The sequence below is a fragment of the Streptomyces sp. NPDC041191 genome, assembly GCF_055591945.1.
The window spans coordinates 254,705-265,295 of sequence record NZ_JBVIZC010000002.1 but is presented as its reverse complement, the minus strand read 5'-3'; the positions used below and the strand labels follow the sequence as shown (position 1 = coordinate 265,295).

Below are 10,591 nucleotides of genomic sequence, written 5' to 3'. Positions count from 1 at the left end.
TCAAGACCTCAAGACCTCAAGACCTCAGGTACGTCAGCACCGCCAGCACCCGCCGGTGGTCGCCCTCGCTCGGCGAGAGCCCCAGCTTCAGGAAGATGTTGCTGATGTGCTTCTCCACCGCGCCGTCGCTCACCACCAGCGCCTTCGCGATCGCCGAGTTCGTCCGCCCCTCCGCCATCAGGCCCAGGACCTCCCGCTCGCGCGGGGTCAGGTTCGCCAGGACGTCCTGCCGGCGGCTCCGGCCGAGCAGCTGCTGCACGACCTCCGGGTCCAGGGCCGTACCGCCCCCGGCGACCCGGACGACCGCGTCCACGAACTCGCGGACCTCCGCCACCCGGTCCTTCAGGAGGTACCCCACGCCCCGGCTGGAACCGGCGAGCAGCTCGGTGGCGTACTGCTCCTCCACGTACTGCGAGAGGACCAGCACCCCGAGCCCGGGGTGCTCCCCGCGCAGCCGCACCGCCGCCCGCACGCCCTCGTCCGTGTGCGTCGGCGGCATCCGCACGTCCGCCACCACCACGTCCGGCAGCGCGCCCGCGGCGGCCAGCTCCGCCACCGTCTCCACCAGGGCCTCGCCGTCACCCACCTTGGCGACGACCTCGTGCCCCAGGTCGGTCAGGAGCCGGGTCAGCCCCTCCCTCAGCAGCACCGAGTCCTCGGCGATGACCACGCGTACCCGCCCCGCCACGTCCCGCTCTCCCACGCCCCACAGCCCTTACGTTCCGGTCCTCGGATGAGGCCCCCAGCATCCCATCCGGGGCCCGCCGTCACGCACGTGTCCGCCAGGGCAGTTCGACGGTCGCCGTGGTCGGCCCGCCCGCCGGGGAGTCCACCACCAGGACGCCGTCCACCGCCCCGATCCGCTCGGAGAGCGCCTCCAGACTCCGCCCGGCCGCCCGCTCCGCCCCGCCGGTCCCGTCGTCCCGGACCTGGAGCATCAGCCGGTCGTCCGCGCGCCACACGTCCACCCGGGCGCTCCGGGCCCGCGCGTGGTCGGTGACGTTCCGCAGGAGCTCCGAGACCGTGAAGTACGCGAGGCCCTCGATGGCCGCGGCCGGCCGTTGCGGCAGGTCCACGTCCACCGACACCGGGACCGCGCAGCGCGCGGCCACCGCCGAGAGCGCCGCGTCCAGGCCCCGGTCGGTGAGGACGGCCGGGTGGATGCCCCGGGCCAGGTCCCGCAGCTCCCGGAGGGCGAGCTTCACCTCGCCGTGCGCCTCCTCGACCAGGACCGCCGCCGCCCCCGGGTCCTCCGCCAGCCTCTCCTTCGCGCGCCCCAGGTCCGTGGCGAGCGCCGAGAGCCGGGCCTGCGCGCCGTCGTGCAGGGCGCGCTCGATGCGCCGCAGGTCGGCGGCGGCGGTGTCCACCAGGACGCCCCGGTCCGACTCCAGCTCCGTCACGCGCGAGGCCGGCCGGGACGGGCCGAGCAGCCCGGAGACCAGGAACCGGTCCACGGCGACGAACCCGCGCAGCACCCACGGCCCCGCCAGCACGACCGCCAGGCCGACCAGGCAGGTCGCCGTGACCTCGAAGGGAGAGTCGAGGAAGAAGTCGTGCGTCCCGTCGCCGTACAGCTGGAGGCCCTCCTGTCCGGTGTACGCGGGGAACACCCACCGCCACAGCGGATAGGTGAGGAAGGCCCAGCCCCACGCCCAGAGCGCCGTCGTCACCGAGAAGGTGAACACCGCCCAGGGCAGGTGCACGACCGCGTACAGCAGGTGCCGCCAGGACGCCCCGCTCTTCAGCACGGCCCCCATCCACGAGAACGCCCCGCCGGTCCGGCCGCGCACCGGCTCCGGCGCCGCCACGTCGAGGCCGAGCAGCGCCCGCGCCCGCGCCCGCTCCACGACCCCGAAACCCCGGCACAGGGCGAGCGCCCCGGCCAGGACCGGCACCCCGAGGAAGGTGATCAGCAGACCGGCGCCGGCCGAGACGAGGGAGACGGAGAGCGAGAACCAGCAGACGCTCAGGGGCAGCCCGATCAGCACGTACCCGAGGGCGCGCCAGGTGCGGCCCTCGAACGGCGCGCGGATCGCGGCGGGGAGACGGGGAGAGGCCATGACGGACGTCCTTCTCTGCTGGTGGGCGGGGAGCGTGTGTTCCAGGGTTCCGTCCCGGCGGGCGCCGGACCATGAGGGGAGTCGGCGTCTGCGGACGGGGGTTTTCCCCACCCCGGGCGGCCGGCGGGTCCCGTCCGGCCGGTCAGCGGGCCGACGGCCGCCCCCGCCACGGCAGTTCCGCCGTGACCGTCGTCGGGCCGCCCTCGGGGGAGTCCACGACGAGGACGCCGTCGACCGCGCCGAGCCGTTCCGCGAGCCCGGCGAGCCCCGTACCGCCGTCGAGGCGCGCCCCGCCGGCCCCGTCGTCCCGGACCTGGAGCATCAGCCGGTCCCCCGCCCGCCACACCTCCACGGAGGCCGACCGGGCGCGGGAGTGCTTGGAGACGTTCTGGAGCAGCTCCGAGACCGTGAAGTACGCGATGCCCTCGATCGCCTCCGCCGGACGTTCCCGGAGGTCGGCGTGGACCGTCACCGGCACCGTGCAGCGCGCGGAGACGGAGGACAGGGCGGGGCCGAGCCCCCGGTCGGTGAGCACGGCCGGGTGGATGCCCCGGGCCAGGTCCCGCAGCTCCTGGAGGGCGAGCTTCACCTCGCCGTGGGCCTCGTCGACCATCGCGGCGGCGGCCTCCGGGTCGTCGTGCAGCTTCTCCTTGGCCAGGCCGAGCCCCATCGCGAGGGCCACGAGCCGGGCCTGCGCGCCGTCGTGCAGGTCGCGCTCGATGCGCCGCAGGTCGGCGGCGGCGGTGTCCACGACCACGCCCCGGTCCGACTCCAGCTCCGCGATCCGCCGCTCCAGCTCGTCGGAGGGCGCGAGCAGCCCCCGGACCATGCCCCGGTCGGCGTTGGCCAGCCAGCGGGACACGAAGGGCAGGACCGGCCAGAGGACGACCAGCGAGACCAGCGTGACCGTGAACGTCAGGATGCCCCAGGGCAGCCGGATCAGCCCGTACAGCTGGGTCCGCCAGGCCACCGGGTCCTTCAGGGCGGTCCACAGCCAGGGCAGGAAGCCGTCGTGCCGGGGCAGCGGGGACGGCTCGGGCACCGCGACGCCGAGCAGCGCCCGGCCCCGGGCCCGCTCCGACCGGCCGAGCAGCCGGGCGCCGCCGAGCCCGAGGGCGAGCAGCGGCAGGCCGACCACGGTGACCGAGAGGCCCACGCCGAGCAGGACGCTCACCATCGCGTACACGAAGCCCACCAGCGTCGTGAGGAGGTTGGAGAGGAGGAAGACGATCTCCTTCCAGGTCTCCTTCCCGTAGGCGGGACGCGGGCGCGCCGGGGAGGCGGCGGGCGTGACGGCGGGATCGTGATCGGTGGTCATGGACCTCAGGGTGCCGGGTCGGGGGCGCGCGGCACCATGGGGGAGGTGGGCCGGTGGGAGGGGGGATATCCCCACCGGGGCGCTCCGGGGACGCGGCCGGGGCGCCGCCGGAACACGGCCGGGGCGCCGCCGGAGCGCGGCCGGCCCGCCGCCGGGACTCCGCCGCCGCCCCGGCGGAGAGGGTGCCCGCACCTGCTTACGACCCCTTTGACAGGGCCTAGACTCGCGTGCGTACAGATGCGTACAGAACAGAAGTGACCCATGGGGCACCCGGACCGAGGGGCGGACGTGCGGGAACCGACCGTTGTCGCGGCCGACGCGGCGGACTACTTCCAGACGTACTCCGCCGTCGGCCTGCTCGCCGTCGTCGGCGTGCTCTTCGTCGCCGTGGCGTTCGGCGCCGGACGGCTGCTGCGGCCCGTCGTGCCGACGCCCGAGAAGCTCCTCACGTACGAGTGCGGCGTCGATCCCGTGGGGGAGGGCTGGGCGCACACCCAGGTCCGCTACTACGTGTACGCCTTCCTCTACGTGATCTTCGCCGTCGACTCGATCTTCCTCTTCCCCTGGGCGACGGTCTTCGCCGCGCCCGGCTACGGCGCCACGACCCTGGCCGAGATGTTCGTCTTCCTCGGCTTCCTGGCCGTGGGGCTGCTCTACGCGTACAAGAAGGGCGTCCTGGCATGGACGTAACACCCGGAACCGGCCCCGTGCCCCTCCCCGCCCCGAAGCTGGGCACGCTCGCCCGGCTGGCCCCCGAGCCGATGAAGGTGGTCCTCAACTGGGGCCGCCGCTACAGCCTGTGGGTCTTCAACTTCGGCCTCGCCTGCTGCGCGATCGAGTTCATCGCCGCGTCGATGGCCCGGCACGACTTCATCCGGCTCGGCGTGATCCCCTTCGCGCCCGGCCCGCGCCAGGCCGACCTGATGATCGTCTCGGGCACGGTGACGGACAAGATGGCACCGGCCGTGAAGCGCCTGTACGAGCAGATGCCCGAGCCGAAGTACGTCATCTCCTTCGGTGCCTGCTCCAACTGCGGCGGCCCGTACTGGGACTCGTACGCGGTGACGAAGGGCGTCGACCAGATCATCCCGGTGGACGTGTACGTACCGGGCTGCCCGCCCCGGCCCGAGGCGCTGCTCCAGGGCATCCTCAAGCTCCAGGAGAAGATCGCCCGGGAGAACCTGGCGGAGCGGTACGCGACGGCGGCACCGCCGCAGGCGTCGGTGGCCGAGCTGACGAGCCCCCTGACTCCCCCGCCGGGAGGCACGGCATGAGCACGCACGCGTACGACTCCCTCCCGGACTCCGTGACCGAGGTCTTCGGCGCGGAGGCGACGGCGGAACGGGCGTACGACCTGCTGACGGTCGACGTCCCGCCGTCCTCCTGGACCGAGGTCCTGACCACGGCCCGGGACACGCTGGGCTGCACCTACTTCGACTGGCTGAGCGCGGTGGACGAGCCGGGCACGGGCTTCCGGGTCTGCGCGCACGTGGTGGCCCTCGGCGGGGGCCGCCCGCGCCGCCTCCTCGTCCGCACGACGGTCCCGCACTCCGCGCCCGTCCTCCCCACGGCGGTGGAGGTGTACGCGGGCGCGGGCTGGCACGAGCGCGAGACCCACGAGATGTTCGGCGTGGACTTCACGGGCCACCCGAACCTGGTCCCGCTGCTCCTCCCCGAGAACTTCGAGGGCCACCCGCTGCGCAAGGACTTCGTCCTCGCGGCCCGGGTCGCCAAGGCGTGGCCGGGCGCGAAGGAGCCGGGCGAGTCCCACGACGGCGGCCCCAAGCGCCGCCAGATGCTTCCCCCGGGCGTCCCGGACCCCAACGAGTGGGGCCCCCTCAAGGGCCGGCTCCCCCCGGCTCCGGCCCGCGCCGAACGCCCGGCGCGCCGCACCCGCACGGCGTCGGAGGGCACGGCGTCCCAGGACCCGGCGGCGGCCCCGGTGCGCCGTTCCCGTTCGGTGTCGGAGGGCTCGGCGAGCCAGGCGGCGGCTCCGGTGCGCCCTTCCCGCCCGGCGGCCGACGGATCGGCGAGCCGGGCCGCGGGGACACCGGACGCTTCGGCGGGTCCCGCGCCCGAGACGGCCCGCCCGCCGCGTCGCAACCGCTCCGCGTCGGAGGGTTCGGCCAGTCAGGCGGCGGGGACGCCGGACGCGCCGGTGCCCCCGGACACCGCCGCCGCGCCCCCGGCGGCCCGCCCGCCGCGTCGCAACCGTTCCGCGTCGGAGGGGTCCGCGAGTCAGGCGTCCCCGGAGCCGACGCGTGCGGAACCGACGCCTCCGGAACCGACGCGTACGGAACCGGCGCCTCCGGAACCGACGCGTACGGAACCGGCGCCCCCGGAACCGACGCGTGCGGAACCTGCGTCCTCGCGGCCGGTCCCTCCGGCTTCCCGGCGCCCCCGCAGCGCGGACGCCCCCTGGCACCACGCCCGTCCGGCCTTCGACGAGGAACCCGCCCCCGAGGCCGGGGCCGGTACGGCTCCTGGGGCCGGTACCGGCACCGCGCCCGGTACCGGCACCGCGCCCGAGGCCGGCACCGCTCCGGAAGCCGACACGGCCCCCGAGCCCGACGCCCCGGGGCCGGACGTCCCCACCCCCGACGCCCCCGCCCCCGGCGCTTCGGGGCCCGACGCCCCGGGACCGGACACCCCCGCCCCCGATGCTCCCCGCCCCGAAGAAGAACCACCGACCGACCCCACCCACCCCGCCGGAGGCGATCCCGCGTGAACGACGTACTCGACGTCGCCCTCCGGCTGCTCGTCGTCTTCGCCGTCTTCCTCGTGCTGCCCCTCGTCGTCGGACAGGCCGAGCACAAGGTCATGGCCCACATGCAGGGCCGCCTCGGCCCCATGTACGCCGGCGGTTTCCACGGCTGGGCCCAGCTCGTCGCCGACGGCGTGAAGTTCGCGCAGAAGGAGGACGTGGTCCCCAAGGACGCCGACCGGCGGATCTTCCAGCTCGCGCCGGCCGTCGCCCTCCTCCCGTACCTCCTCGTCCTCGTCGCGATCCCGGTCGGTCCGGGCGAGGGGGCCGTCGGCCTGGTCGTCGACGCCGGCGTCTTCTTCGTGCTCGCCGTCATGGGCGTCGGCGTCCTCGGCAGCCTCATGGCCGGCTGGGCGTCCGCGAACAAGTTCTCGCTGCTCGGCGGTCTGCGGACGGCCGCCCAGCTCCTCGCGTACGAGCTGCCGATGCTGCTCGCCGCCGCCTCCGTCGCGATGGCCGCCGGCACCGTCTCCCTCCCCGGCATCCTGAACGCCTTCGCGTGGTGGTGGGTGCCCTGGCAGATCACCGGCGCGCTCGTCTTCTTCGTGGCCGGCCTCGCGGAGCTCCAGCGGCCGCCGTTCGACATGCCGGTCGCGGACTCGGAGATCATCTTCGGCGCGTACACCGAGTACACCGGCCTCCGTTTCGCGCTCTTCCTGCTCGCGGAGTACGCGGGCATCGTCGTCCTCTGCGGCCTCACCACCGTCCTCTTCCTCGGCGGCTGGCACGGCCCCCTCGGCGCCGACGGCCTCGGCTGGGTCTGGACCCTCCTGAAGACCGCCGTCCTCGCCTTCGTCGTCATCTGGCTCCGGGTCAGCTACCCGCGCCTGCGCGAGGACCAGCTCCAGAAGCTCGCCTGGACGGCGCTCGTCCCGCTCGCCCTCGCGCAGATCGCGCTCACCGGCATCGTGAAGGTGGCGATCCAGTAACCATGCCCCCTCTTCTCCCGCCCTCCCGGCCCGGCATTCCCGGTTCCGGCCTCGCCAAGGGCCTCGCCGTCACCCTCCGCACGATGACGCGGAAGACCGTCACCGCGCAGTACCCGGACGCGCAGCCCGAACTCCCGCCCCGCACCCGGGGCGTCATCGGCCTGTTCGAGGAGAACTGCACGGTCTGCATGCTCTGCGCGCGCGAGTGCCCCGACTGGTGCATCTACATCGACTCCCACAAGGAGACCGTGCCGCCCGCCGCCCCCGGCGGCCGCGAGCGCAGCCGGAACGTCCTCGACCGGTTCGCCATCGACTTCGCCCTCTGCATGTACTGCGGCATCTGCATCGAGGTGTGCCCCTTCGACGCGCTGTTCTGGTCGCCCGAGTTCGAGTACGCGGAGACCGACATCCACGAGCTGACGCACGAGCGCGACAAGCTCCGCGCGTGGATGTGGACGGTCCCGGAACCGCCCGCGCTCGACCCGCGCGCGGAGGAACCGAAGGAGATCGCCGCCGCGCGCAAGGCGGCGGAGAAGGCGGCGGCAGCGGCCGCCGAGGGGGAGCAGCGGTGATCCTGACAGCAGCGCGGGCGGCCCAGCAGGCCGCCCAGGGGAACGGCTTCCTCTCGCCCACCGGCGTCGAGATCGCCTTCCTCCTCGTCGGCCTCGTCACCCTCGGGGCCGCCGTCGTCACCGTCACCACCCGCCGGCTGGTGCACGCCGCCCTCTGGCTGGTCGTGGCCCTCGGCGGGCTCGCCGTCGAGTACCTGCTCCTGACCGCCGAGTTCATCGCCTGGGTCCAGGTCCTGATCTACGTCGGTTCCGTCGTCGTCCTCCTCCTCTTCGGCCTCATGCTCACCAAGGCCCCCATCGGCCGCTCCCCGGACACCGACTCCGGCAACCGGCCGGTCGCCCTCGCCGTCGCCGCGACCGCCGCGGCCGCGCTCGTCTGGGTCGTCGTGGACGCCTTCCGCACGACCTGGATCGACCTGGACGGCGCCGTCCAGGGCTCCACCGAGGTCACCGGCTCGGTCCTCTTCCGGCACTGGGTCCTGCCCTTCGAGGCGCTGTCGGTGCTGCTGCTCGCCGCGCTGGTCGGCGCGATCGTCCTCTCCCGCAAGAAGGACACCGGGAAGACCGCGACGAAGGACGGAGCCGCGCGCTGATGCACCTCGCCCACCCCGCCGTCCTCGCCGCCCTCCTCTTCTGCACCGGCCTCTACGGCGTCCTCGCCCGCCGCAACGCGATCCTGGTCCTGATGTCCGTCGAGCTGATGCTCAACGCCGTCAACCTCAACCTGGTCGCCTTCGACGTCTGGCTCCGCGACGCCCTCCACGCCGGCCAGGCCCTCACCCTCTTCACCATCGCCGTCGCCGCCGCGGAGATCGGCATCGGCCTCGCGATCGTCCTGATGGTCCACCGCGCCCGCGGCACCGCGGACGTCGACCGCCTCCGCGACACGGCGGAGCACGCGGACCAGGACCAGGACACGGCCCCGCACGCGGGCCCGCACGACGAGAAGGCCGAGGCCGCCGCGTGACCACCACCACCCTCGCCGTCCTCGTCCCCCTCCTGCCCTTCCTCGGCTCCGCCGCCGGACTCCTCCTCGGCCGCGCCGCGCCCGGCTTCGTCCGCCCGCTCGCCGTCCTCCCGACCCTCGCCGCCGCCGTCCTGGCCGTCCTGGTGGCGGTCCGCCAGGGCGGCGGGAGGGCGATCGACGCCGCCACCCCGCTCACCCCCACCGGCTCGGTCCCGATCGACCTGGCCCTGCACGTCGACGGCTTCGCCGCCCTCGTCGCCGTCCTCGTCGGCGTGGTCGCGACCTGCGTGCAGGTCTACTCGACCGGCTACCTCCGCGAGGACCCCCGCTACCCCTCGTACGCCGCGCTCGTCTCCCTCTTCACCGCCGCGATGCTCCTCGTCGTCTACTCCGGCGACCTGATGGTGCTCCTGGTCGGCTGGGAGGTCATGGGCATCTGCTCGTACTTCCTCGTCGGCCACTACTGGGAGACCCCCGAGGCCCGGTCCGCCTCCCTCAAGGCGTTCCTCGTCACCAAACTCGGCGACGTCCCCTTCCTCATCGGGCTCTTCGCGCTCGCCACCGACGCCGGCACCTTCCGGATCACCGGCGTCCTCGGCGCCGTCGCGACCGGCGGCCTCGACCACCCCACCGTGATCGCGCTGCTGCTGCTCGCCGGCGTCGCGGGCAAGTCCGCCCAGTTCCCGCTGCACACCTGGCTCCCGGACGCCATGGCCGGCCCCACCCCCGTCTCCGCGCTCATCCACGCCGCGACGATGGTCGCCGCCGGCATCTACTTCACGGCCCGGCTGCTGCCCGTCTTCGCCGCCTCCGCCGCCGCGATGACCGTCCTCGCCGTGATGGCCGCGATCACCATGGTCGGCTCGGCGCTCGCCGCGCTCGCCCAGGACGACATCAAGCGGGTCCTCGCCTACTCGACGATCGGCCAGCTCGGCTACATGGCGGGCGCCCTCGCCGTCGGCGACCGGGGGGCCGCCGTCTTCCACCTCCTCTCGCACGCCGCCTTCAAGGCGCTCCTCTTCCTCGCCGCCGGCGTGGTCATCCACGCCGCCGGCACGAACTCGCTCACCGCCATGTCCCGCGTGAGCGGCCTCGCCCGGCGGGTCCCGGACGCGTACTGGACGATGACCGTCGCCCTCCTCGCGCTCGCCGCGATCCCGCCCTTCGCCGGCTTCTTCTCCAAGGAGGCCGTCCTGGTGGCCGCCGAGCACACCGCGCTCGGCGACCGGACCGCCGCTCCCGCCGGGGCCGGCTGGACCGTCCTCGTCGCGGGCCTCCTGACCGCCCTGCTCACCGCCGCCTACGCGCTCCGCCTCTGGCTGCGGACCTTCCGGGGCCGGGGCGCCCCGGCCCCCCGGCACGCCCGTCAGCCGATCGCCATGACGAGCGTCCTGTGGGTCCTCGCGATCCCCTCCCTCGGCTTCGGCCTGGCCGTCCGGTACCTCCCCGACTGGTTCGACGGGCACGGGCTGACCCCGACCCCCGCCACCGCCGTCCTCGGCACCGGCCTCGCCGTCGCCGGAGCCGCCGTCACCTACGCGGTCTGGCGCACGCTCGCCGTCCGGGCCCCCGCCGTCCCCGCCCCGCACGTCGCCCACCCGGACGCCGACGCGGGCCTGGTCGAGGCCGAGGCGCTGCACCTGCCGCACCCCGCCGAGGACCCGGCCGACCCCGGCCGCGCCCTCCTCGGGCCGCTGTACCGGCCGGCCGCCGACGGCTTCCACCTGGACGCCGTCCACCGGGCCGCCTTCGTCCGTCCCGTCCTCGCCGCCGCCTCCCTGGTCCGCTTCCTGGACCGCGAGGTCGTCGAGACGTACGTCCGGGGCGCCGCGGGCTCCGCCAGGGGCCTGGGGTGGCTCGTCCGCCGCGCCCAGACCGGCAACGTCCAGACCTACCTGAGCGCCCTGCTCGCCGGCTCCGTCGTCCTGGCGATCGTCGCCGTCGCCCTCGCCAACGCCGCCGCCGGAGCGTGAGCCGTGAT

At 74.7% G+C, this 10,591-nt stretch carries 11 protein-coding genes; 8 read left to right on the top strand and 3 right to left on the bottom strand.

The window, feature by feature from the left end; genetic code table 11:
* Nucleotides 1–16: 16 nt before the first annotated feature.
* From ACZ6AQ_RS04400 to ACZ6AQ_RS04390, 3 genes are all read right to left on the bottom strand, one after another.
* Nucleotides 17–688, bottom strand: a complete 672-nt coding sequence (locus tag ACZ6AQ_RS04400) for a LuxR C-terminal-related transcriptional regulator (protein WP_388688773.1) — start codon at nucleotides 686–688, stop codon at nucleotides 17–19.
* Nucleotides 689–767: 79 nt separating this feature from the next.
* The gene (locus tag ACZ6AQ_RS04395) at nucleotides 768–2,060 is read right to left on the bottom strand and encodes a sensor histidine kinase (RefSeq protein ID WP_468757356.1); all 1,293 of its coding nucleotides are present in this window, start codon (nucleotides 2,058–2,060) and stop codon (nucleotides 768–770) included.
* 142 nt (nucleotides 2,061–2,202) lie between these two features.
* On the bottom strand, nucleotides 2,203–3,378 hold the full coding sequence (locus ACZ6AQ_RS04390; protein WP_468757354.1) for a sensor histidine kinase: 1,176 nt from the start codon (nucleotides 3,376–3,378) through the stop codon (nucleotides 2,203–2,205).
* Nucleotides 3,379–3,639: 261 nt separating this feature from the next.
* Here ACZ6AQ_RS04390 and ACZ6AQ_RS04385 point away from each other — a divergent pair, with 261 nt between their 5' ends.
* The 8 genes from ACZ6AQ_RS04385 to ACZ6AQ_RS04350 are packed head-to-tail and all read left to right on the top strand — an operon-like array spanning nucleotide 3,640 to nucleotide 10,583.
* Nucleotides 3,640–4,068, top strand: a complete 429-nt coding sequence (locus ACZ6AQ_RS04385) for an NADH-quinone oxidoreductase subunit A (RefSeq protein ID WP_388688140.1) — start codon at nucleotides 3,640–3,642, stop codon at nucleotides 4,066–4,068.
* Nucleotides 4,059–4,652 carry an NADH-quinone oxidoreductase subunit B gene (locus ACZ6AQ_RS04380; protein WP_388688137.1) on the top strand — a complete coding sequence of 198 codons (594 nt, stop codon included), beginning with the start codon at nucleotides 4,059–4,061 and terminating at the stop codon, nucleotides 4,650–4,652. Before ACZ6AQ_RS04385 ends, ACZ6AQ_RS04380 begins: the two co-directional genes overlap by 10 nt.
* Nucleotides 4,649–6,106, top strand: coding sequence for an NADH-quinone oxidoreductase subunit C (locus ACZ6AQ_RS04375; RefSeq protein ID WP_468757353.1), 1,458 nt, complete (start codon nucleotides 4,649–4,651; stop codon nucleotides 6,104–6,106). The genes ACZ6AQ_RS04380 and ACZ6AQ_RS04375 overlap by 4 nt, the downstream gene beginning before the upstream one ends.
* The gene (locus ACZ6AQ_RS04370; RefSeq protein WP_468757351.1) at nucleotides 6,103–7,071 is read left to right on the top strand and encodes a complex I subunit 1/NuoH family protein; all 969 of its coding nucleotides are present in this window, start codon (nucleotides 6,103–6,105) and stop codon (nucleotides 7,069–7,071) included. Before ACZ6AQ_RS04375 ends, ACZ6AQ_RS04370 begins: the two co-directional genes overlap by 4 nt.
* Nucleotides 7,072–7,073: 2 nt before the next feature.
* Nucleotides 7,074–7,643 (top strand): NuoI/complex I 23 kDa subunit family protein, encoded by a 570-nt coding sequence (locus tag ACZ6AQ_RS04365; protein ID WP_388688128.1) that lies wholly within the window; start codon nucleotides 7,074–7,076, stop codon nucleotides 7,641–7,643.
* On the top strand, nucleotides 7,640–8,236 hold the full coding sequence (locus ACZ6AQ_RS04360; protein ID WP_468757349.1) for an NADH-quinone oxidoreductase subunit J family protein: 597 nt from the start codon (nucleotides 7,640–7,642) through the stop codon (nucleotides 8,234–8,236). Before ACZ6AQ_RS04365 ends, ACZ6AQ_RS04360 begins: the two co-directional genes overlap by 4 nt.
* Nucleotides 8,236–8,610: an NADH-quinone oxidoreductase subunit NuoK gene (gene nuoK / locus ACZ6AQ_RS04355; RefSeq protein ID WP_468757347.1), complete on the top strand. Its 375-nt coding sequence runs from the start codon at nucleotides 8,236–8,238 to the stop codon at nucleotides 8,608–8,610. Before ACZ6AQ_RS04360 ends, nuoK begins: the two co-directional genes overlap by 1 nt.
* Nucleotides 8,607–10,583: an NADH-quinone oxidoreductase subunit 5 family protein gene (locus tag ACZ6AQ_RS04350; RefSeq protein WP_468757345.1), complete on the top strand. Its 1,977-nt coding sequence runs from the start codon at nucleotides 8,607–8,609 to the stop codon at nucleotides 10,581–10,583. The genes nuoK and ACZ6AQ_RS04350 overlap by 4 nt, the downstream gene beginning before the upstream one ends.
* The last annotated feature ends 8 nt before the right edge of the window (nucleotides 10,584–10,591 follow it).